The organism is Streptomyces sp. NPDC055506 (genome assembly GCF_053643595.1).
In genome coordinates this window covers 13,614-35,898 of the sequence record NZ_JBSHKH010000013.1, presented here as the reverse complement: position 1 = coordinate 35,898, position 22,285 = coordinate 13,614, and the positions used below count along the sequence as shown (strand labels likewise).

The following is a 22,285-nucleotide window of genomic DNA, read 5'->3' as shown; positions in this document are numbered from 1 at the left end:
TCCAGACCGCCATGGGGCCCCTTCCCAAACCGCCATGGGGACCGCTTTGCAGACGGCCATGGGGACCGCTTTGCCAGACGGCCATGGGGACCGCTTTCTAGACCGCCATGGGCCGGTCGTACGGCCCGATCGGTGACGGCAGTCGCGAACTGCCCGTCAGATGCCGGTCGACCCCGGCTGCCACGGCCCGCCCCTCGGCGATCGCCCAGACGATGAGCGACTGCCCCCGGGCGGCGTCACCCGCGGCGAACACGCCGGGCACGTTCGTGGCGAAACCGGCGTCACGCGTGACGGTGCCGCGGGGCTCCATCGCCAGCCCCAGCTGGTCGACGAGGCCGTCCTGCCGGTCGGGCCCGGAGAAGCCGAGGGCGAGCAGCACGAGGTCGGCGGGGAGTGTCCGCCCGGTGCCTTCCACCGGGCGGCGCCGCGCGTCCACCTCGACCAGGTGCAGCGACCGCACATGTCCCTCCGCGTCGCCGTCGAAGCGCAGCGTGGACGCCGCGAACAGCCGCGCGTCCGCGTCGGCGACCGGAGCGGTCCGCAGATCACGCGCCTCCTCGTGCGCGGCGGACAGCCGGTAGATCCGTATCGGATACGTCGGCCAGGGCTCGGCGTCCTCGTCGCGCTCCGCCTCCGGAAGCGCGTAGATGTCCAGCTGGGTCACCGACGCGGCACCCTCCCGGACGGCCGTGCCCAGGCAGTCCGCCCCGGTGTCGCCGCCGCCGACGATGACGACGTGCTTCCCGGCGGCCGACAGCGGGGAGGCCTCCAGATCGCCCGCGCACACCCGGTTGGAGAGCGGCAGGTACTCCATCGCCTGGTGAACCCCCGTCAGCTCCCGCCCCGGCACTGTCAGTTCACGCCACGCGGTCGCCCCCGTGGCGAGCACCACGGCGTCGTACCGGGTCCGCAGCTCATCGGCCCCGATGTCCTGCCCGACCGACGTCGACGTACGGAACTTGGTCCCCTCGGCCCGCATCTGCTCCAGCCGCCGCTCCAGATGGTGCTTCTCCATCTTGAACTCGGGGATGCCGTACCGCATCAGCCCGCCGGGCCGGTCGGCCCTCTCGTACACGGCGACCGTGTGCCCGGCCCGGGTCAGCTGCTGGGCCGCGGCCAGTCCGGTGGGCCCCGAACCGATCACCGCGACCGTCTTGCCGGACAGCCGCTCCGGCGGCCTCGGGGGCGCGAAGCCCTCCTCCCACGCCCGGTCGGCGATCGCGCACTCGACGTTCTTGATGGTGACGGCCGGCTGGTTGATCGCCAGCACACACCCCGCCTCGCACGGCGCCGGGCACAGCCGGCCGGTGAACTCCGGGAAGTTGTTCGTGGCGTGCAGCCGGTCCGCGGCCGCCCGCCAGTCCTCCCTCGACACCAGGTCGTTCCACTCGGGGATCAGGTTGCCCAGCGGGCAGGCGTCGTGGCAGAAGGGGATGCCGCAGTCCATGCAGCGATCGGCCTGCTTGCTGATGATCGGCAGCAGCGCCCCGGGGACGTAGACCTCGTCCCAGTCCCGCACCCGCTCCTCCACCGGCCGCCGTGGCCAGTCCTGGCGGGGCGTGGTCATGAAACCCTTGGGGTCGGCCATGGCCGTCTTCCTTGCGTGCGCGTGTGACAGGCCGTGTGTCGTCGGGCGGTACTCCTCCGGCCACGATACGTCCGCCTCCGGGGCGGTGCCCATCGCCGCGGCCGTCAGGTAGGAGCCGTCAGGTGGGAGCCGTCAGGTGGGAGCCGTCAGGTGAGCGCCAGCACGTACGCCAGTGCCGCCCCGGCCGAGGCGGCCGTGCGGACGTGGTTCCACATCGTCCACTCGCGCACATACGCCGGCCAGTACGCGGCCGCCTCCGACGTACCCGGCTCCAGCTTGAGCAGCGCGTCGTTGCGCGGCACGTTCGCGACCATGGTGAGCCCGAACGAGCCGAACAGATACAGCGCGCTGCCCACCAGCAGCTCCACCGTCCCCTCCTCCGGCCACAGCACGAACGTCACCACGGCGATCACCGCGCACAGCACCGCCGACCCGAGGAACACGACCATGAAGGGCGGCGTCACCGCGGCCACGTTGATCGCGTTCATCGCGGCGACCCCCTGCGCGGGCCGCAGCGTGGCGAGGCCCCGCATGACGAAGGTCGAGAAGCCGCAGAACACCCCCGCCACCAGGCCGGTCCCGAGCACACCCAGCACCGTCAGTACGAAGTACGGTCCGTCGATCATGTCAGCCTCTCCCGCCCGTCGAGCCGGGATCCTGCCCGGCACCCTTCCTCACCACAAGTGAATTCCCGTACGAGCACAGTGACCATGGCCGAGCGGCGCGGGGCCATAAGCGAACGTCCACGATCCCCCGATCGGCCGTGTCCAACGGATGCCACGCGGCAGCTCGCCGCCTCGCCATCACGGGGACGCAGCAATCGAGCCCTCGACCGTTCTCGGCGCCCGCCGACGCCCGCCGACTCCCGCCGGGTCAACCGGCGGAATCGAGCCCGGCCTCCGTCCACCCCCTCAGCACCGTCTCCACGGCCGCCGCGATCCGCCGCCGCGCCTCGTGTCTCGGCACCCCGCTCATCAGCAGTCGGTCGTACGGTGTGTCCAGATGCCGCACGGACGCCACGACCGCCGAGGTCACCGCCCCCTCGGTCAGCGCCCGCCCTGCCGCACTGCGGCCCACTCGCCCGCTGCCCCGCTCCGAGGCGTGTGCGGCGATGGCGTGCGCCCGGTCGGCGGGGCATCCGGGATACAGCCGCCGTATCTCCGCCGCGAAGGCCAGAGCGAACAGCTCGTCCTGGGCCGCCCGCCGCCGCGCGTCCCGCACCCGGCGCCGCCGCCGCGCCTCGGCGTCCGCGAGACACCGCTGCTCGGCCCTCGCCAGCGCCGCCTCCTCGACCAGAACGCCCTGCCGTTCATAGCGGCCCTTGCGCCGGTTGAACCGCACGACCACCGCCGACAGCGTGCTCTCCTCCCGTGATCTGCGCGTCAGCGCGGTGTCGCCGCTCGGCAGGAACACCAGATGCCCGAGGTCGGCACAGTCGAGGCAGCGCGGGGCGCCGTCCTCCAGGACGAGCAGCGGCAGCGGGCCTCGCCGGCACTCGGCGCAGTACCGGCGCTTGAGAGGCTGGAAGACGAGGAACCCGGTGAGGGGCGGAAGCATCGCGCGGGGGACCATAGGTGGTTCATTCCCCCTGACGACGCGACGAACGACGACGCGACGAACGACGACGCGACGAACGACGACGCGACGAACGACGACGGGACGAACCACGTTCGCCATGACCGGCCCCGGCCATCTCGACGCCTCCCCGCGGCCTGTCCCTCCCCGGGGTCCGAGGAGCCCGCGGTGGTGGCAGTTCCTGCCCCGGCCTGACGCATCATGGGCTGTGTGCGACTCGACGCGATCACCTGGGACCGGCTCGGCGACCTGCTCGCCGAGCGCCTCCTCGACCTGAAGCCCGCCGACGGAGCGCCCTGGCCCCGCATCGCCTTCGACGGCGCTCCGGCCGCCTGCCCGGGGGATCTCGCCCAGCGTGTCTCCGAGGCGCTGCGCATACGCGGCCGCTCGTCGCTCGTCGTGGGCACGGAGGGCTTCCTGCGCCCTGCCTCGGTGCGGCTGGAGTACGGCCACCGGGACGTGGAGGCCTATTACAACGGCTGGTACGACACCGGCGCCCTGTGGCGCGAGGTGTTCGGCCCTCTCGAAGCCGACGGCGACGGCCGCGTCCTGCCCGACCTGTGGGACCCGGCCGCCGACCGGGCCACACGCAGCCCCTACACCCAACTCCCGCCCGGTGCCGTCCTGTTGCTGCACGGGCCCTTCCTCCTTCGGCACTGGTTCCCCTTCGACCTGAGCGTTCATGTCCTGCTCTCCCCGGGCGCCCTGCGCCGCCGCACGCCCGAGGCCGAGCACTGGACCCTGCCGGCCTTCGAGCGCTACGAGCACGAGACGGACCCGGCCGGCACGGCCGACGTCCTGGTGCGGGCCGACGATCCGCGCCATCCGGCATGGAGCGGTTGAGCGGCTGCCCGCCGTCGGGTGGACGTCGGCCGGCGGGCGCCGCCGGGCGGATACCGGCGGGCGTGCGCCGTCGGGTTCCGAGGGCGGTGTCCGGTAGACGGGTTTCGAGGTGTCCGGTGGACGGGTTCCGTGTGCGGGCATCCGGTAGCGCGGCGAGAATGAAGGGCGTCGGGACTCGCGGTGCGTCCCGCGCCGCGCCGGCCGTCCGGCCTCGGGAGGTACTCCATGACCACCGCCGGAGACATCATGCACCGCGGCGCCCAGTGGATCCCCGCCCACGAAACCCTCGATCGCGCCGCCCAGCTCATGCGCGAACTGAACGTCGGCGCCCTGCCCATCAGCGACGAGAACGAGCGGCTCTGCGGCATCCTCACCGACCGCGACATCGTCGTCGGCTGCGTCGCCATGGGGCACGACCCCGCCAGGACCACCGCGGGTGAGATGGCCAAGGGCACCCCGCGCTGGATCGACGCGAACGCCGATGTCGGCGAAGTGCTCCGTGAGATGCGGGAGCACCAGATCCGCAGGCTGCCCGTCATCCAGGACAAGCGCCTGGTCGGCATGATCAGCGAAGCCGACCTGGCCCGGCACCTGGCGGACGACCAGATCGCCTCCTGGGCAGAGAGCGTCTACTCCACCACCACGCGCTGACCCAGAGGGTTCACACCTCGCGCGTCACGGCCCGCGTCAGAGCCAGCCGCTGCGCCGGAAGGCCCGGTACAGCGTCACGCAAGCGACGGATATGACACCGATGACCATGCCGTAGCCGTACCGCCAGTGCAGCTCCGGCATGTGCTCGAAGTTCATGCCGTACACGCCGCAGACCATCGTCGGCACGGCGATGATCGCGGCCCACGCCGTGATCTTTCGCATGTCCTCGTTCTGCGCGACCGTGACCTGCGCGAGGTGCGCCTGCAGGATGGAGTTGAGCAGTTCGTCGAAGGCGGCGATCTGCTCCTTAGCTCGCAGCAGATGGTCCGAGACGTCGCGGAAGTACGCCTGTATCTCCGGGTCGACCGCTCGGATCGGCCGGGTGGCGAGATCCTCCAGCGGGCGGCTGAGCGGCACCACGGCCCGCTTCAGCTCGAGGAGTTCACGCTTGAGCTGATAGATGCGCCCCGGGTCGGCGCGCGCGCCGGTCTCCGCGAAGACATCCGTCTCGACCTGGTCGATGTCCGCCTGCATCGAGTCCGTGACGGTCAGGTAGTCGTCGACCACGTGGTCCGCGATCGCGTGCAGCACCGCGGAGGGGCCCTTGGCCAGCTGGCCGGGATCGGACTCAAGCTCCTCGCGCAGCGGACCCAGCGAGCCGTGCCGGCCGTGCCGCACCGTGATCACGAAGTCCTCACCCACGAACACCATGATCTCGCCGGTGTTCACCACCTCACTCGTGGCCGTGAGTTCCTCGTGCTCGACGTAGCAGACCGTCTTGAACACCGCGAAGAGCGTCTCTCCGTACCGCTCCAGCTTGGGGCGCTGGTGGGCCTCGACGGCGTCCTCGACGGCCAGCGGGTGCAGGTCGAAGAGCTCTGCGATGCCCGCGAACTCCTGGTCGGTCGGCTCGTGCAGGCCGAGCCAGACGAAGCCCTCCCGGCTCTTGCGCACCCGCTCCACGACATCCACCAGATCGCCGCGCGCGGGGGTGCGGACGCCGTCCCGGTACGTCACGCAGTTCACCACCGAGGAGCCCAGGGGGGAGCGGGCCGGGTGACTCAGGTCGACGCGCGGGCGCCGCCGGGCCAGCCGAGCCACCTTGCGAAGGCCGCCGACCCCGCCGAGGCTCGTGACCTTCCGCAGATTCCCTGCCATGGACATCCGGATCTCCTTGCGTGGAACTCCTCGCGCCGTTCCTGCGCCTTGCCGCGCCAGTCTGCCAGGCCCACGTGAGCTGCGGGTAAGCCTGTGGAAACGACTCATTCCGCTTTGTTCCCGGCTGTGGACGAGCGATCGCCGGTGCCGTTGTTCTGAGACATCGACGCGTGCGGGGGCTGCGCGGTTCTCCTTACCGGAGCGTCGACGATTAAGAACAAGTCAGACAAATGGGATGATCGCGGCATGACGCGAACCGATGGGCACGTCCTCGACAACCGGCAGACCGAGGCGGCAGAGCACTTCAGCGCCTTCGCCTCCCTCTTCGACCCCACGACGTTCCGGCATCTCGAAGCACTCGGCGTCGGATCCGGCTGGCGGTGTTGGGAGGTCGGCGCCGGCGGCCCGTCCGTGGTGTCCTGGCTGGCGAAGAAGGTCGGCCCGACCGGACGCGTCGTCGCGACCGATGCCGACACCTCTCGGTTCGCGCGGGGCGCCCGGCCGCCCGTCGAGGTCCGCGTCCACGACCTGGGTGCGCAGGACCCGCCGGGGGAGGGCTTCGACCTGGTGCACGCCCGCCTCGCTCTCGTCCACGTCACCGACCGGCGACGGGCGTTGCGGTCCATGGCCGACTCTCTGCGCCCCGGCGGGCGCCTCCTCGTCGAAGACGTCGACCCCGCCCTTCAGCCCCTGCTCTGTCCCGACGAGTACGGCCCCGAGCAGCAGCTCGCGAACCGGCTGCGGCAGAGCTTCCGCAAGCTGCTCGCCGACCGCGGGACCGACCTCCCCTGCGGCCGCACCCTCCCGCGTCTGCTCCGGGAGGCCGGCCTGACCCGCGTCCAGGCCGACGCCTACTTCCCCATCGCCTCACCGGCCTGTGCGGCCCTGGAGTCCGCCACGGTCCGCCAGATCCGCGACCAGCTGGTCACCGCGGGCCTCGCCTCGGAACAGGACATCCAGCGGCACCTCATGAACGTCACATCCGGCACGCTCGACCTCACGACGCCACCGATGATCTCGGCGTGGGGACGCAAGCAGTAGCGGGGACGCAAGCGGTAGCCAGGGGTGGCGCGGGCGTGGGACGTCAGCCGGGCAGAGGCGGCCTGCCGCCCACCCGCTCCACTGCCAGCGCACCCGCCCGGCAGCCCTCCGCCGCCGCCTTCTCCGGCGCGGCGCCCGCGAGCAGGGCGCCGAGGAACGTGCCCGTGAAGGCGTCACCGGCGCCGGTGGGGTCCCGCGGCGTCGCCGGCACGGCGGGAACCCGGGCGCACACCTTTCCCGAACGGGCCACGAGTGCTCCTTCACGTCCCTGCTTGGCGACGACCAACGGGATGCGCAGGCTCAGCTCGGCCGCCGCGTCGGCCGCGTCGGCCAGCCCCGTCACCAGGCATGCCTCGTCCCGGCTGGGCAGCAGCACGTCCACGCCCTCGACGAGTTCCAGGAAACGCTCGACGCCCAGCTCGGTGAGGAACCCGGCCGACGCCGGGTCCAGACTCACCGGCACGCCACGCGCGTGTGCCGCCTTCAGAGCCACCGTCACCAGCGCGCGACCCGGTTCGGAGAACAGGAGGTACCCCGACAGATGCAGCCGGGCCACCCCGTCGAGCAGTGTGTCCGACCAGTCGGCGGGTGCGAGCCGGAACGCCGCGCCGCTGTCGGTGAGGAATGTCCGCTCCGCCGAAGCCTCCCGGTCCACCAGGCAGATCACCATGCCGGTCGGTGCCGCCGGGTCGACGACGAGGTGCGGGCGAACGCCGTGGGCGGCCAGTTCACGCTCGTGCCAGGCGGCCGCATCCGCGCCCACGCGCCCGAACAGCCGTACCTCCGCCTCGCCCCGGTGTGCCGCCCAGCACGCCACGTTGGCGCCCGCCCCGCCCGGCACCGTCCGGATCGAGGCCACTGTGTCCGTGCCCGCCGCGAGTGGCCCCCCGTACCGCGCGACGACATCGGTGATCACATCCCCGACGACCAGCAGCGCCCCGCCCTCCGTGGAGCGCTCGTCACGTCCCCTGGAGCGACCGGGGCCGAGACCGGTCCCGGCCTCGATCCCGGCTTCGATCCCGGTCACCTCCGGGCCCAGGCCGCCGCGATCCGCGCCGCGAGGTGTACATTGCCGCGGACCGCCGCCAGGTTGGCGCTCAGCGACGCCCCGTCGGTGTGCCGCACCAGATGGTCGAGCAGGAACGGCGTGACCGCCGGACCGGTGACTCCCGCCGCCTCGCACGCGTGCAGCGCGTCCGCGAGCACGCGTGCGTGCAGCTCCGGATCGAGCTGCTCCTCCTCGGGGACGGGGTTGGCGACGATCAGCGCCGACTCCGGCTCGGCGAGCGCGTCCTGGGCCCGCATGACGTCCGCCACCTGCTCCGGTGTCCGCAGCGTCCAGTCGACCGGATGCCCCGAGTCGGACAGATAGAAGCCCGGGAACCTCTCGGTGCCGTAACCGGCCACCGCGACACCCAGCGTCTCCAGCCGCTGCAAGGTCGCCGGCACGTCCAGGATCGATTTCACCCCGGCGCACACCACGGTGATCCGGGTCCGCGCCAGCAGACCGAGGTCCGCCGACTCGTCCTGCGTCACCGTCCACTCCCGGTGCACTCCGCCGAGCCCACCCGTAGCGAACACCCGTAGGCCCGACCGCGCCGCCAGCAGCGCGGTCGCCGACACCGTGGTCGCCCCGCTCGCCCCGGAGGCCAGCGCGAGCGGCAGGTCGCGGTGGCCCAGCTTGCGGATCCCGTCCTCGTTCGCGACCCGCTCCAGCTGCTCCTTGTCCAGTCCGACATGGGGCCGCCCGTCCAGCACGGCGATCGTCGCGGGCACCGCCCCCTCCTGCCGGACGGCCGCCTCCAGCTCCAGGGCCACCTGAAGGTTGCGCGGCCGCGGCAGACCGTGGGCGATGATCGTGGACTCCAGGGCAACCACGGGCCGCCGCGCCTCGAGCGCCGCCCGCACCTCTTCCGACATCACCAGCACCACGCGCCTGCCTCCTGTCAGTCGGTCCTCCCTCATCTCTGGCGGGCGGCGCGCCGGGCCAAACACTTGCGGGACGTCGCGGACGTCACGAGCCTGGAGTGCATGACGGACCACACCGCACGTCTCGACCACGTCGTCCTCTGGGTGCGCGACCCGGTCGCCGCCGCCGACTTCTACGAGAAGGCCGTCGGCATGGAGACGGTCAGGCTCACCGAGTTCGCCGCGGGCAAGGTGCCGTTCCCCTCCGTGCGCGTCAACGACGAGACCATCCTCGACCTCATGCCGCTGACCTTCGCGGAACGCATGAAGATGCTGCCCGGCGCCGCCGACAGCGCCGGCCACCCCGTCAACCACGTCTGCCTGTCCCTGCCCCGCGGCGACTTCGACGCCCTTCTCGGCCGCCTCGAGGAACGCGCCGTACCGGTGTCGGAGCTCTCCTACGACTCCTTCGGAGCCCGGGGCAAAGCCACCCGCAGCTTCTATTTCCGGGACCCGGACGGCAACGTCTTCGAGGCGCGGCACTACGACTGACCGGGCCCGGGACCTCAGGCAGGCCCGAGACCTCAGAAGAGAGGCTCGGGCAGCACCCCTTCCAGGGCGAGCAGCTTCCGCTTGGTCTCCAGGCCGCCCCCGAAGCCGCCGATGCCGCCGCCGCTCTCGACGACCCGGTGGCAGGGCACCACCACCGGCAGCGGATTGGCGCCCATCGCCATGCCCACGGCCTGTGCGGCGCCCGGCTGACCGACCCGCCCGGCCAGGTCGCCGTACCCGACGACCGTGCCGTACGGCACGCCCGAGGCCAGTTCCCGCAGGACCTCCCGGTTGAAGCCGGAGATCAGCGACCAGTCCAGCGGCAGGTCGAAGTCGCGTCGCTCACCCGCGAAGTACGCCCCGACCTGACGTATCGCCTCGGCCAGCAGCGGGGAGCCGGGCGCCTCGACGGGCTCGGTGCCGAGGCGCGACGCCAGCCGCTCGAGCGCCCGGTCCCGCACCGCGTCCGTGGCATGGAACACGACGCTGACCAGGCCCTCGCGGGTCGCGGCCAGCAGCAGCGGACCGATGCCGGTGTCGACGACGCTCCATACGACCCGCTGCTCAACCTGCCCATGGCTGTCCATGCGCCCACCGTACGGCCCACCACTGACAGCGCCGCCGCGGCGGCAGGGCCGGCAGGCTGCTGCCGGGGCGGCGGATCACCCGCCCACGGCCTCCCGCACCACGTCCGGCTTGTTCGTGATGATCCCGTCGACGCCGTACCGGGCGACCCGCTTGGCCGTGGTCGCGTCGTCGACCGTCCAGGTGAAGACCTCCATGGGCGTGCCGTGCGGTCCGTCGAACCCCTGGACGGCGGAGACGTACGCCGTGGAGATCGAGCCGTACGACGGGTTGATCTGGTCGGCGAAACCGGCGTAGGAGGACAGCTCCGACACCGGGGGCGTCCCCAGGAAGCCGGTCTTCACCCCGGGCTTCAGCTCGTGGACCGTCCGCACGCTGTCCGCGCTGAAGCTCTGCACGATCAGCCGGCCCGCCAGATGTGACTTGTCGAGCCAGCCCTCGTTGCTGAGCACCTTGAGAGTCCGGCGCTCTATGCCCGGATACAGCTCCGGGTTCTTGATCTCCAGGAGAAGCTTCTGATGGTGCCGCTCGAGGCGGTCCACGAACTGCTCCAGCGTCGGCACGCGCGCGCCCGCGTAGGCCGGGCCGAACCAGCTGCCCGCGTCGAGACGGGCGATCTCGGCGGCGGTGAAGTCCTTCACCTTCCAGGGGGCCCGCCCGGGGAAGACCTCCTCGACATCGGTGGTGCGCCGCAGGTTGTCGTCGTGGACGACCACCAGCTCGCCGTCCCTGGTCTGCTGGACGTCGTTCTCCACCCAGGGGATGCCCAGCTCCGCCGCCTTGTCCACGGCGGCCAGCGTGTTCTCGGGCGCGTACGCGGAAGCGCCCCGGTGGGCGATGACCAGCGGCGCCCCCTCGGCGTCCGCTGCCCCGGCGGGGGAGACGGGGACGAGGAGAGCGGCGGTCCCCAGGAGTGCGGTGGTGGAGGCGGCAACAGCGCGCGCGTGCATGCGTACTCCTCGCGTGAGCGTTCGGCGGCATCACAGACAGATCAACTGTGACAGCAGAGGGTCAACGCGAGAGGGGTGCAGGATGGCCACAGGTTGAACGCAGATGACCCAAGTCCGCTCACTGGTGCCGCACAACTGGGGCAAGGCCGTGTTTCTTTGCCGGAAAGTCGTTCGACCATTCCGGTGGGAGTCATACTCTCTGCGTCAACCCTGACCGCTCGTGCGGTCCTGGGAGGGGGGCACATCAGGAGTTCCGGGACGCAAAGGGCGGGAAGGGCAGCCGCGCATGCAGGGCACGGTCGACGGATTCAGCTACGGCCTGGTCACACCCCTGGTGGCCTACCTCATGGCCTGCCTCGGCGGCGCCCTGGGGCTGCGGTGCACCACCAGATCCATGCTCGTCGCCCAGTCGTGGCGCCCCGGCTGGCTCGCCCTCGGCTCCGCCGCCATCGGCTCCGGCATATGGACCATGCACTTCGTCGCGATGATGGGGTTCACGGTCCAGGAGACCCCGATCCACTACGACAAGGCGATGACCTTCGCGAGCCTCGCCGTGGCGGTCGTCATGGTGGGCGTCGGGGTCTTCATCGTGGGCTACAAGGGCGCCCGGGGAACGGCCCTGTTCACCGGAGGCACCATCACCGGTCTGGGCATCGCGTCGATGCACTACCTCGGCATGGCCAGCATGCGCCTGGACGGGAAGCTCGAGTACAACACCTTCACCGTCGGCATCTCCGTCGCGATCGCCATGTGTGCCGCCACGGCCGCGCTGTGGGCGGCCGGCCAGGTCCGGGGATTCCTGTGGAGCGTGGGCGCCAGCCTTGTCATGGGGCTCGCCGTCAGCGGCATGCACTACACCGGTATGGCCGCCCTGGACGTCCACCTCCACGGCACGGGCGCCCCCACATCGGGAGAGTCGCCGGCGGCCCTGCTCGCGCCCATGCTGATCGGCCCGCTGGCCTTCCTCCTGCTCGCGGGTGTCGTGGTGATGTTCGATCCGCTGATGGTCATGGGGAAGCCCACCGTCGCTCCCGTCGAGCAGAAGCCCGGCGTTCCCGCCCACACGCACAGCGCCGTCCGCCACTCGGCGCACCGACTGCGGTTCCGCCCCCGCCGCCCCGTGGAGCACAGCCGCTCCCGAACCCCGCAGAAGCGCTGATCGGAGCCCATTGTCAGTGCGGGGTCGTACGGTGGATTCCATGCGGCCCGTTTCCCAGATCGAACGCACGGTGGCGCCCTTCGAGGTCGTCAGCCCCTACCAGCCGAACGGCGACCAGCCGACGGCCATCGCCGATCTCGCCCGGCGCGTCCAGGCAGGCGAGAAGGATGTCGTCCTGCTCGGCGCGACCGGCACCGGCAAGTCCGCCACCACCGCGTGGATGATCGAGAAGCTTCAGCGCCCCACCCTCGTGATGGCGCCGAACAAGACGCTGGCCGCCCAGCTGGCGAACGAGTTCCGCGAGCTGCTCCCGAACAACGCCGTCGAGTACTTCGTCTCGTACTACGACTACTACCAGCCCGAGGCGTACGTCCCGCAGTCGGACACCTACATCGAGAAGGACTCCTCGATCAACGAGGAGGTCGAGCGCCTGCGCCACTCCGCGACCAACTCGCTGCTCACCCGCCGCGACGTCGTTGTGGTCGCCTCGGTCTCCTGCATCTACGGTCTCGGTACGCCGCAGGAGTACGTGGACCGGATGGTCCCCCTCAGGGTCGGCGACGAGTTCGACCGGGACGAGCTGCTGCGCCGCTTCGTGGACATCCAGTACACGCGCAACGACATGGCCTTCACCCGCGGCACCTTCCGCGTCCGCGGCGACACCATCGAGATCTTCCCGGTCTACGAGGAGCTGGCCGTCCGCATCGAGATGTTCGGCGACGAGATCGAGGCGCTGTCCACCCTCCATCCGCTCACCGGCGAGATCATCAGCGACGACCAGCAGCTGTACGTCTTCCCGGCCTCCCACTACGTCGCCGGACCCGAGCGGCTGGAGCGGGCGGTCAACGACATCGAGAAGGAGCTGGGCGAGCGCCTCTCGGAGCTGGAGAAGCAGGGCAAGCTCCTGGAGGCCCAGCGCCTCAGGATGCGCACCACGTACGACATCGAGATGCTCCGCCAGATCGGCTCCTGCTCCGGCGTCGAGAACTACTCGATGCACTTCGACGGCCGCCAGCCCGGCTCCCCGCCCAACACGCTGCTCGACTACTTCCCGGACGACTTCCTCCTCGTCATCGACGAGTCGCACGTCACGGTGCCCCAGATCGGCGCCATGTACGAGGGCGACGCCTCCCGCAAGCGCACCCTCGTCGACCACGGCTTCCGGCTGCCCTCCGCCCTGGACAACCGCCCCCTGAAGTGGGAGGAGTTCCAGGAGCGCATCGGCCAGACGGTCTACCTGTCGGCGACCCCCGGAAACTACGAGCTCTCCCGCGGGGACGGCGTCGTCGAGCAGATCATCCGCCCCACCGGCCTGGTCGACCCGGAGGTCGTCGTCAAGCCCACCGAGGGCCAGATCGACGACCTGGTGCACGAGATCCGGACGCGAACCGAAAAGGACGAGCGCGTCCTGGTCACCACGCTCACCAAGAAGATGGCCGAGGACCTCACCGACTACTTCCTGGAGCTGGGCATCCAGGTGCGCTATCTGCACAGCGACGTCGACACCCTGCGCCGCGTCGAGCTGCTGCGTGAGCTGCGCTCCGGCGAGTACGACGTGCTCGTCGGCATCAACCTCCTGCGGGAGGGCCTCGACCTGCCCGAGGTGTCCCTGGTGGCGATCCTGGACGCCGACAAGGAGGGCTTCCTGCGCTCAGGCACCTCCCTGATCCAGACCATCGGCCGCGCCGCGCGCAATGTCTCGGGCCAGGTCCACATGTACGCCGACAAGATCACCCCGGCGATGGAGAAGGCCATCGACGAGACCAACCGGCGCCGGGAGAAGCAGATCGCGTACAACACGGAACAGGGCATCGACCCCCAGCCCCTCCGCAAGAAGATCAACGACATCGTCGCCCAGATCGCCCGTGAGGACATCGACACCGAGCAGCTGCTCGGCTCGGGCTACCGCAAGGGGCGCAAGGACGGCGGGGGCGCCAAGGCGCCCGTGCCCTCCCTGGGCGGCAAGGCCGCCGACGGGGCCAAGCCCGCCAAGGGCAAGGGCAGGGGCAAGGCCAAGGAAACGGTCCCGACCGACCGCCCCGCGGCCGAACTCACCGGGCAGATCGAGGAGCTCACCACCCGCATGCGGGCCGCCGCCGCGGACCTCCAGTTCGAGATCGCGGCCCGGCTGCGCGACGAGGTCTCCGAGATGAAGAAGGAGCTGCGCCAGATGAAGGAGGCGGGCCTGGCCTGACAGCGGACCCCGTACGCGCAGTGTTGCAAGACCGACACAAAGCGCGGTCCGGACTACGTCACTGTCAGTGCCCCTGCGTAGGGTTCTGGTCAACCGCGAATGCGCGGCAACAGGGGATGTTCGAGAGGGGAATCAGCGCGTGACCATCAACATGACCAAGGGTCAGGCCATCAGTCTGCAGAAGAACGACGGCGGCAGCCTGACCGCGGTGCGGATGGGTCTCGGCTGGCAGGCGGCTCCCCGGCGCGGCCTGTTCGGCTCACGGACGCGCGAGATCGACCTCGACGCCTCCGCCGTCCTGTTCGCGGACAAGCAGCCGGTCGACGTCGTCTTCTTCCGCCACCTGGTGAGCGACGACGGCTCGGTGCGCCACACCGGTGACAACCTCGTCGGCGGTGTCGGCCAGGGCGGCGACGACGAGGCCATCCTCGTCGACCTCTCCCGGGTCCCGGTCCACATCGACCAGATCGTCTTCACCGTGAACTCCTTCACGGGCCAGACGTTCCAGGAGGTGCAGAACGCGTTCTGCCGCCTGGTCGACGAGACCAACGGCCAGGAGCTCGCCCGCTACACACTGGCCGGCGGCGGCCAGTACACGGCCCAGATCATGGCGAAGGTGCACCGCTCGGGCCCGGGCTGGTCGATGACGGCCCTGGGCAACCCGGCCAACGGCCGCACCTTCCAGGACCTCATGCCGACGATCCTGCCCGTTCTCTAAGGCCTCAGGAGGCAGCCGCTCGGGGCGGGCCGGCGAGCGGCAGACGACACCACACAACGACACAGGGGGACGAAGGCGATGACGGCCGAGCTGGTGCGGGGGCAGAACCACCCGCTCTCCCAGGCCCGTCTCGAGATCCGGGTCTCGGCCGGCACGCCGATCGTGACCGCGGCCGCGCTCAGCGACGAGACCGGCAGGATCCACGGAGTGGAATGGGTGGCCCATCCGGGCGCACCCACCCAGCCCGGTCTCGAGGTCTCCCGGCAGGCCGCCGCCGACCACCGCCTCGCGGTGGACCTGGACGCCCTGCCGGAGGCCGTCCACCGTGTCGGTGTGCTGCTCGCCCTGCCCGGCGGGGCGGGCCCGGTCCGCTTCGGCGCCGTCGCCGCCCCGTTCGTCGCCGTCACCGGCCTCGACGGCGGCGAGATCGCCAGTTACACCCTCACCGGCCTGGACACCGAGTCGGCCGTGGTCGCCCTGGAGCTCTACCGCCGGCAGGGTGCCTGGAAGGTGCGCGCCGTCGGCCAGGGCTATGCGGGCGGCCTCGCCGAACTCCTCACAGACCAGGGCCTGCCCGAGGCCCGGCAGCTCGCGGGCGGCATCGACGAGGCGGTGGCCCGAGGGCTGGCCCGCTCGGTGCAGATGCCCCCACCGCGCACCGCGGACGGCGACCGTTCCCGCCAGACCGCGACCCCGGCCCTCGGCCCGGACCAGGGCGGCACCGCGCCACAGGGCGCCCCCGGCCCCGTACCGCCCACGTCCCCGTACGGCGGGCAGCCGCCCAGCGTCCCGGGACAGCCCGCACCGCAGTCGCCGTACCCCGGCGCGGCACCGGATCCCTCCGCCGTCACCCAGCCGTCCGGGCCCACCGCGGGCGGCCCGATCGACTACAGCCATCCGCGCCGCCAGAACGCCGCTCCGCCCCCGCCGCCGCCCACCGCACCCCCTGCCGCCCCCGGGCAGCCCGCCCAGCCCGTGGCGGGCGACGCGACCGGCTGGTCCATGGAGGAGCGGCTCTACAACCAGGTGTGGGGCATGTTCGAGGACCTGGCCCGCACCACCGCCGCCTACCGCAGCGCGGTCGACTTCGCCGAGTCCCGTATGGACAAGGAGCTCGAGCAGGTCCTGTCCGACCCGCGCAGCCGGATCGGCGGGCAGGGCGACGCCGCCCGTGAGGCGGCCCGCGCCCGGCACGCACAGCTCGTCGCCCAGGCCAGGGAGGCCCTCGACCGGGACCTCTCCCAGCTCGCGGCCGAGGCCGACGTCGTCGAACCGGCCCTGCCGCCGGCGTACGCCCGCTGGGACAACCCGGTATGGCATACCTACCGGCCGCCGATGGAGATCCCCATGGCGCTGCGCCTGGGCGACCTCCGTCTCCCCGAGGCCGACCGGATCCGAATCCCGATGCTGGTCCGGCTGCCGCTGGAGCGCGGCCTGTGGATCGACAGCGGCCACACCGGATCGTCCGACGGTTCGTTCACCGACTCGCACGCCATGGGGCGTCTCGCCATGGAGACGGCGGTCGCGCACGCGGCCCGGCTGCTCGCCGTCTATCCGGCGGGTGAGTTCACCGTCCATGTCATCGACCCGGCCGGCTCGGGGGCGCAGCCCCTGACACCTCTGGTGCGGACCGGTGTGCTCGCGGCCCCGCCCGCGCTCGGCGCCGCAGGGGTGGCAGACGTGCTGGGGCGGCTCACCCAGCGGGTCGACCTGGTGCAGATGGCGGTACGGGGAGGCGCCGCCGACTCCCTGCCGCCCGGCTTCGACACCTCGCAGCAGCTGCTGATCGTCAACGACTTCCCGCATGGCTTCGACGACCGTGCCGTGAACCAGCTGCGCTACCTCGCCGACGAGGGTCCCGCCTTCGGCGTTCACCTGATGATGGTGGCCGACCGTGAGGAGTCCTCCGGATACGGTCCTTTGCTCGACCCGTTGTGGCGTTCGCTGTTGCGACTGACGTCCGTGCCCGACGATCACCTCGCCGACCCATGGGTCGGTCATGCCTGGACGTACGAGCCCTCGCTTGTGCCGCCCGGCAGCCAGATCCTCCAGCAGGTGCTCAGCCAGGTCGCGGCAGCCCGCACCAAGTACTTGTAAAGCCTCTTGACCTGGGTTTTTGGTCCTTCTTTTGCCAAGCGCTTTACCTGTTCTTGGTGATTGCGGTACTGTTGTCGGCACGGAGGGGAGTACTCCCTGTCTGCTGCGACGTACCCGTCAATACGGATCCGGCCAGATCCCGGGGCGTCGGCCCATCCTTGGGTGGAAGAGACCTCCGGCAGCGACGACGCTGACATTTGCCGTTAACGACTGCCGGAGGCGCAGTGGATGTTTCCGTGACCCTATGGGTCCTGACGATCGTGGGCCTTGCCGCCCTGATCGCGGTCGACTTCTTCATCGGCCGCAAACCGCACGACGTGTCGATCAAGGAAGCCGGGATCTGGACGATCGTCTGGATCGTGCTCGCCGCGCTCTTCGGGCTCGGTCTGCTGGTGTTCGGCGGCGGCCAGCCCGCCGGTGAGTTCTTCGCGGGCTTCATCACAGAGAAGTCGCTGAGCGTCGACAACCTCTTCGTCTTCGTCCTGATCATGGCGAAGTTCGCGGTGCCCTCGCAGTACCAGCAGCGCGTTCTCCTGATCGGTGTTCTCATCGCCCTGGTCCTGCGGGCCATCTTCATCGCCGCCGGCGCGGCGATCCTCGCCAGCTTCGCCTGGGTGTTCTACATCTTCGGCGCCTTCCTCATCTGGACCGCCTGGAAGCTCATCCAGGAGGCCCGCGCGGACCAGGAGGACGAGGAGTGGGAGGAGAACAAGCTGCTCAAGGCGGCCGAGCGCCGCTTCGGAGTGGCCGACCGCTACCACGGCACCAAGCTGTGGATCCAGGAGAACGGCAAGCGGGTCATGACCCCGATGCTGGTCGTGATGCTCGCGATCGGCACCACCGACGTGCTGTTCGCCCTCGACTCCATCCCCGCGATCTTCGGCCTGACACAGGACCCGTACATCGTCTTCACGGCCAACGCGTTCGCCCTGATGGGCCTGCGCCAGCTGTACTTCCTCATCGGCGGCCTGCTGAAGAAGCTGGTCCACCTCAGCTATGGCCTGTCGATCATCCTGGGCTTCATCGGCGTGAAGCTGGTGCTCCACGCCCTGCACGAGTCCGGGGTGCACGTCCCCGAGATCAGCATTCCGGTGTCGCTCGGCGTGATCTGTGCCGTCCTGATCGTCACCACGATCACCAGCCTGCGCGCTTCCAAGAAGCAGGCGGCGGCCGAGGCGGCGCAGGGGCAGAGCGGAAGCGCTCCGAAGGACAGCATCGACGTCTGACCACCTCGGACGTAGGAACAACCATCACTGGGACCGGTGCGCGGCGAATTGCCGACCACCGGTCCCGGTGCTTGCTTGTTCCTGAGCGCGTACCCCGGCCCGGGGGCGCCGAGGCCGGCTGGAGGTGCCATGAAGTTCGTGCAGATCATCGACTTCGAGACCGAGCGCTTGGACGAGATGGAGCAGGTCTTCGAAGACGCCGAGCGGCGCTTCGCCGGCCGGACGGGCGGCCCCACCCACCGCATGCTCCTGAAGGACCGCGACAACCCCCGCCGCTATCTGGCGCTGATCGAGTTCGAGTCGTACGACGAGGCCATGCGCAACAGCGACGACCCCGAGACCAGCGCGATGGCGGAGCAACTGGGCGCGCTCTGCATCGGCGACCGGGTGTACACCAACTGCGACCTCCTGGACGCGAGCGAGCTCAAGTAGCCTCCGGCACGGGCCCCGCGCGACCGGAGTGCGGGGCCCCCGCACCTCTGCGACGATCACTGCATGATCGCTCGGCGCAGGCCGCTCACGGCACAGTGGACGACCTTGGTGCCCGTACTCGCGGCCGTGCTGCTGATCCTTACCTGGGGGCGCGATCTGCCCGCCGCTGTCGCCGCGCTGGTGACCCTGGTCCTGGCGGGAGCTGTTCTGTCCGCCGTCCACCACGCCGAGGTGGTGGCGCACCGGGTCGGTGAACCGTTCGGCTCCCTCGTTCTCGCCGTCGCCGTCACGATCATCGAGGTCGCCCTCATCGTCACCCTGATGGTCGACGGCGGGGACAAGAGCTCGACACTGGCCCGCGACACGGTCTTCGCGGCCGTGATGATCACCTGCAACGGCATCGTCGGCCTGTGCCTCCTGGTCGCCTCGCTGCGGCACGGCACGGCCGTCTTCAACCCCGAGGGCACCGGGGCCGCACTCGCGACCGTCGCGACCCTGGCCACGCTCAGCCTGGTCCTGCCGACGTTCACCACGAGCAAGCCGGGCCCGGAGTTCTCCACCGTCCAGCTGACCTTCGCGGCGCTCTCCTCGCTGATCTTGTACGGCCTGTTCGTCGCGACGCAGACCGTGCGGCACCGGGACTACTTCCTGCCGATCACCCGGCAGGGCGACGTGATCACCGCCGAGGAGCACGCCGCGGCGCCGACCGCTCGTACCGCCCTGATCAGCCTGGGACTGCTGGGCCTGGCGCTGATCGGCGTGGTCGGCCTGGCCAAGGGTGTGTCGCCCACCATCGAGTCCGGGGTGGAGGCCGCGGGGCTGCACCAGGCCGTGGTCGGTGTGATCATCGCGCTGCTGGTGCTGCTCCCGGAGACCATCGCCGCACTGCGCTCCGCACGCCGCGACCGCGTGCAGACCAGTCTGAACCTCGCCCTCGGCTCGGCCATGGCCAGCATCGGACTGACCATCCCCGCCGTCGCGCTCGCGTCCGTGTGGCTGTCCGGCCCGCTGGTGCTCGGCCTCGGCGCCACGCACATGGTGCTGCTCGCCCTGACCGTGGTGGTGGCCTCCCTGACGGTGGTCCCGGGCCGGGCCACACCACTCCAGGGCGGGGTCCATCTGGTGCTGTTCGCGGCGTATCTGGAGCTGGCGATCAACCCGTAGACGCCTCGGCCTCGGCGCCGGCCTTCGCCCCCGGCTCCACCGGCACCGGTCGCGTCTCCGGCAGCAGCGCGAAGCACCCCAGGCTGAACAGCGCGATCACCGTCAGATACGCGGCCACGCCCCAGGGCACCCGCCCGCCCTGCTCGGCGAGCGCCGTCGCCACGATCGGCGTGAGCGCGCCGCCGAGGACACCGCCGAGGTTGTAGCCGACGGCGGCGCCGGTGCAGCGCACCCGCGGCTCGTACAGCTCCGGCAGATACGCGGCGATCACGGCGAACATCGTGATGAACGAGAGCATCGCCCCGAGGAAGCCGAGGAACATCGGCAGCGGTGCGCCGGTGGCGAGAAGCGCGACCATCGGGAACATCCACAGGGCGGCTGCCGCGCACCCGGCCAGGCACATCGGCCGTCGGCCGTAGCGGTCCCCGAGCATGGCCACCAGCGGTGTGAGCGCGCCCTTCACGAGCACCGCGCCCATGATGCAGGTCAGCATGACGCCGCGGCTCACCCCGAGCCGTTCCGTGCCGTAGGCGAGGGACCAGGTCGTCACGGCGTAGAAGATCGCGTAGCCGATCGCGAGCGCTCCGCCGGTCAGCAGGAGGAGGCGCCAGTGGTGGCGCAGGACCTCGGCGAGGGGCACGCGCGCGTGGTCGTCGAGTTCGAGGAAGCTGGGGCTCTCGGCGAGCGACGAGCGCAGCCACAGCCCCACGATCGCCAGCACCCCCGCCGCCCAGAACGGCACCCGCCACCCCCATGCGGCGAACTGCGCCTCGGACAGGGTCGTCGACAGCCCCAGCACCACACCGTTGGCGAGCAGGAACCCCACCGCGGGCCCGACCTGCGGGAAGCTCGACCACAGCCCGCGCCGGCCGGCGGGCGCGTGCTCCACCGTCAGCAGCACCGCCCCGCCCCACTCCCCGCCGAGCCCCAGCCCCTGCAGGAAACGCAGCACCAGGAGCAGCAGGGGAGCGAGCACGCCGATCGTGTCGTACGTCGGCACACAGCCGACCGCGACCGTGGAGGCGCCGGTCAGCAGCAGGGAGGCAACGAGGACCGGCCGTCGTCCGCGCCGGTCCCCGATGTGCCCGAACAGCACCGACCCCAGCGGCCGCGCCACGAAGCCCACGCCGAAGGTGGCGAAGGCGGCCAGCGTCCCGGCCACCGGCGAGAAGGTTGGGAAGAACAGCGGCCCCAGGATGAGGGCCGCCGCGGTCCCGTAGACGAAGAAGTCGTAGAACTCGATGGCCGTGCCGGCGAGCGAGGCGGCCGCGAGGCGCGGCATGGAGGGTGCCCTTACGGTGCGTACGTCGTGCATGCCGCGTCAACTACCCACGGTGACGGCCGGTTACGGGGGCGCGCGGGGGGTCGGGGTCCTTCAGTAGGTGACCGTGATGCGCCGGTCCGGGCCGTCCACGCGCACGGTTCCCCCGTACGGGATCACCAGTTGCGGATCGGTGTGCCCGAAGTCCACGTCGAAGACGATCGTGGTGTCGGGAGCGTAGACCCGCATGGCGCGCAGGACCGCCTCACGCTGGTCGGACGCGTAACGAGCGGCTTCCTCCGGGGTGTTGGGGCGCTCGAAGAACCAGGTCTTCGGGCGGCCCATCAGCAGCGCCGGGAAGCGCTGGAGCAGCCCGCGCTCGCCCATGTTGCGCAGGGTGCTGAAGACCTCCGCGGCACTCGGCATCTCCTCCGAGGTCTCCAGCAGCAGCACCCCGCCGTCGTACTCGGACAGGTCGTGCGCGATCTCGCGGTCGGCCATCAGGAGCCAGCCGACGATCTCCATGCACCCACCCCAACTGCGGCCCTCCACCACCCGGTCGGCGTTGACCCAGGTCCAGCCGGTCCCGGGCCGGGTCTCCGGCTCGGCATCGAAGGTCGCCGGATCCGCCCAGTCCCGGTCGACGTCACGCCACCACTCGGCGGGCTTCAGCTCGTACGGGCCGGAGGTGAACAGGGCCGCCCGCAGGGACTCGGCGGTCTGCGGGTGCATGGCGCCAGGACGGCCCAGCTCGCACATGACGCTCCCGCCGTGGTAGCCGACGATGCCGCTGTTGCGCAGGAACGCGAGCAGGTTGGTGTTGTCGCTCATCCCGAAGAACGGCTTCGGGTTCGCCCGGATCAACTCCCGGTCCAGCAGCGGCAGCACGGTGATCTGGTCGTCCCCGCCGATCGACGCGATGACCGCCTTGATGTCCGGGTCGGCGAAGGCGGCGTGGATGTCGTCGGCCCGTTCCCGTGGGGAGGAGCCCATCTTGCGCGTCGCCGGATACTCGACCGGCTCCAGCCCGTACTCCTTGCGCAGCCGCTCCAGGCCCAGCTCGTAAGGGAGCGGGAAGAGCCCAGGAAGACCGGAGGAGGGCGAGATCACGGCGATACGGTCACCGGGCGACGGCTTGGGCGGGTAGGAGAGGCTCGTCATGCTGGGAGGCTACGGCCCGGCG

Annotated in this window: 21 protein-coding genes; 11 read left to right on the top strand and 10 right to left on the bottom strand. The window is 70.9% G+C overall.

Annotation, left to right across the window (positions count from 1 at the left end; translation table 11 throughout):
• Window positions 1–97 precede the first annotated feature (97 nt).
• From ACWIF2_RS07880 to ACWIF2_RS07870, 3 genes are all read right to left on the bottom strand, one after another.
• A complete protein-coding gene (locus ACWIF2_RS07880) occupies window positions 98–1,588 on the bottom strand; it encodes a glutamate synthase subunit beta (protein WP_454359229.1) in 1,491 nt (496 codons plus the stop codon).
• 146 nt (window positions 1,589–1,734) lie between these two features.
• The gene (locus ACWIF2_RS07875; protein WP_454359228.1) at window positions 1,735–2,214 is read right to left on the bottom strand and encodes an anthrone oxygenase family protein; all 480 of its coding nucleotides are present in this window, start codon (window positions 2,212–2,214) and stop codon (window positions 1,735–1,737) included.
• Window positions 2,215–2,461: 247 nt separating this feature from the next.
• On the bottom strand, window positions 2,462–3,145 hold the full coding sequence (locus ACWIF2_RS07870; RefSeq protein ID WP_454359227.1) for a DUF2293 domain-containing protein: 684 nt from the start codon (window positions 3,143–3,145) through the stop codon (window positions 2,462–2,464).
• Between the two features lie 219 nt (window positions 3,146–3,364).
• Here ACWIF2_RS07870 and ACWIF2_RS07865 point away from each other — a divergent pair, with 219 nt between their 5' ends.
• The gene (locus tag ACWIF2_RS07865; RefSeq protein WP_454359226.1) at window positions 3,365–4,006 is read left to right on the top strand and encodes a uridine kinase; all 642 of its coding nucleotides are present in this window, start codon (window positions 3,365–3,367) and stop codon (window positions 4,004–4,006) included.
• A 225-nt stretch (window positions 4,007–4,231) separates the two neighbouring features.
• Window positions 4,232–4,657: a CBS domain-containing protein gene (locus tag ACWIF2_RS07860; RefSeq protein ID WP_454359225.1), complete on the top strand. Its 426-nt coding sequence runs from the start codon at window positions 4,232–4,234 to the stop codon at window positions 4,655–4,657.
• 36 nt (window positions 4,658–4,693) lie between these two features.
• On the opposite strand, the gene ACWIF2_RS07855 is transcribed toward ACWIF2_RS07860, so the two are convergent.
• A complete protein-coding gene (locus ACWIF2_RS07855) occupies window positions 4,694–5,821 on the bottom strand; it encodes a magnesium and cobalt transport protein CorA (RefSeq protein ID WP_382498844.1) in 1,128 nt (375 codons plus the stop codon).
• A gap of 240 nt (window positions 5,822–6,061) precedes the next feature.
• Here ACWIF2_RS07855 and ACWIF2_RS07850 point away from each other — a divergent pair, with 240 nt between their 5' ends.
• Entirely contained in the window at window positions 6,062–6,856 is a 795-nt protein-coding gene (locus tag ACWIF2_RS07850) for a methyltransferase (protein ID WP_454359224.1), read from the top strand.
• Window positions 6,857–6,899: 43 nt separating this feature from the next.
• Here the strand turns inward: ACWIF2_RS07850 and ACWIF2_RS07845 are convergent, their stop codons facing one another.
• Both ACWIF2_RS07845 and ACWIF2_RS07840 read right to left on the bottom strand, forming a co-directional pair.
• The gene (locus ACWIF2_RS07845) at window positions 6,900–7,790 is read right to left on the bottom strand and encodes a carbohydrate kinase family protein (RefSeq protein ID WP_454359297.1); all 891 of its coding nucleotides are present in this window, start codon (window positions 7,788–7,790) and stop codon (window positions 6,900–6,902) included.
• 89 nt (window positions 7,791–7,879) lie between these two features.
• Window positions 7,880–8,788, bottom strand: a complete 909-nt coding sequence (locus ACWIF2_RS07840) for a pseudouridine-5'-phosphate glycosidase (RefSeq protein ID WP_454359223.1) — start codon at window positions 8,786–8,788, stop codon at window positions 7,880–7,882.
• 99 nt (window positions 8,789–8,887) lie between these two features.
• Here ACWIF2_RS07840 and ACWIF2_RS07835 point away from each other — a divergent pair, with 99 nt between their 5' ends.
• Window positions 8,888–9,316, top strand: a complete 429-nt coding sequence (locus ACWIF2_RS07835; protein WP_454359222.1) for a VOC family protein — start codon at window positions 8,888–8,890, stop codon at window positions 9,314–9,316.
• Window positions 9,317–9,348: 32 nt separating this feature from the next.
• Here the strand turns inward: ACWIF2_RS07835 and ACWIF2_RS07830 are convergent, their stop codons facing one another.
• Both ACWIF2_RS07830 and ACWIF2_RS07825 read right to left on the bottom strand, forming a co-directional pair.
• A complete protein-coding gene (locus tag ACWIF2_RS07830; protein ID WP_454359221.1) occupies window positions 9,349–9,903 on the bottom strand; it encodes a methylated-DNA--[protein]-cysteine S-methyltransferase in 555 nt (184 codons plus the stop codon).
• A gap of 75 nt (window positions 9,904–9,978) precedes the next feature.
• Window positions 9,979–10,851: a glycerophosphodiester phosphodiesterase gene (locus ACWIF2_RS07825; RefSeq protein WP_454359220.1), complete on the bottom strand. Its 873-nt coding sequence runs from the start codon at window positions 10,849–10,851 to the stop codon at window positions 9,979–9,981.
• Window positions 10,852–11,137: 286 nt separating this feature from the next.
• On the opposite strand from ACWIF2_RS07825, the gene ACWIF2_RS07820 reads away from it, so the two are divergent.
• From ACWIF2_RS07820 to ACWIF2_RS07790, 7 genes are all read left to right on the top strand, one after another.
• Window positions 11,138–12,010, top strand: a complete 873-nt coding sequence (locus ACWIF2_RS07820; RefSeq protein ID WP_454359219.1) for an MHYT domain-containing protein — start codon at window positions 11,138–11,140, stop codon at window positions 12,008–12,010.
• Window positions 12,011–12,050: 40 nt separating this feature from the next.
• Window positions 12,051–14,204, top strand: a complete 2,154-nt coding sequence (uvrB, locus tag ACWIF2_RS07815) for an excinuclease ABC subunit UvrB (RefSeq protein WP_454359218.1) — start codon at window positions 12,051–12,053, stop codon at window positions 14,202–14,204.
• Between the two features lie 139 nt (window positions 14,205–14,343).
• Window positions 14,344–14,922 carry a TerD family protein gene (locus tag ACWIF2_RS07810; protein ID WP_454359217.1) on the top strand — a complete coding sequence of 193 codons (579 nt, stop codon included), beginning with the start codon at window positions 14,344–14,346 and terminating at the stop codon, window positions 14,920–14,922.
• 78 nt (window positions 14,923–15,000) lie between these two features.
• The gene (locus ACWIF2_RS07805) at window positions 15,001–17,019 is read left to right on the top strand and encodes a TerD family protein (protein WP_454359216.1); all 2,019 of its coding nucleotides are present in this window, start codon (window positions 15,001–15,003) and stop codon (window positions 17,017–17,019) included.
• Between the two features lie 224 nt (window positions 17,020–17,243).
• Window positions 17,244–18,245, top strand: coding sequence for a TerC family protein (locus tag ACWIF2_RS07800; protein WP_454359215.1), 1,002 nt, complete (start codon window positions 17,244–17,246; stop codon window positions 18,243–18,245).
• A 129-nt stretch (window positions 18,246–18,374) separates the two neighbouring features.
• Window positions 18,375–18,677 carry a hypothetical protein gene (locus tag ACWIF2_RS07795; protein ID WP_454359214.1) on the top strand — a complete coding sequence of 101 codons (303 nt, stop codon included), beginning with the start codon at window positions 18,375–18,377 and terminating at the stop codon, window positions 18,675–18,677.
• 63 nt (window positions 18,678–18,740) lie between these two features.
• Window positions 18,741–19,841, top strand: a complete 1,101-nt coding sequence (locus ACWIF2_RS07790; RefSeq protein WP_454359213.1) for a calcium:proton antiporter — start codon at window positions 18,741–18,743, stop codon at window positions 19,839–19,841.
• Here the strand turns inward: ACWIF2_RS07790 and ACWIF2_RS07785 are convergent.
• Both ACWIF2_RS07785 and ACWIF2_RS07780 read right to left on the bottom strand, forming a co-directional pair.
• Window positions 19,831–21,123, bottom strand: a complete 1,293-nt coding sequence (locus ACWIF2_RS07785; RefSeq protein WP_454359212.1) for an MFS transporter — start codon at window positions 21,121–21,123, stop codon at window positions 19,831–19,833. The genes ACWIF2_RS07790 and ACWIF2_RS07785 overlap by 11 nt on opposite strands.
• A gap of 93 nt (window positions 21,124–21,216) precedes the next feature.
• The gene (locus ACWIF2_RS07780) at window positions 21,217–22,263 is read right to left on the bottom strand and encodes a S66 family peptidase (RefSeq protein WP_454359211.1); all 1,047 of its coding nucleotides are present in this window, start codon (window positions 22,261–22,263) and stop codon (window positions 21,217–21,219) included.
• Between the last annotated feature and the right edge of the window lie 22 nt (window positions 22,264–22,285).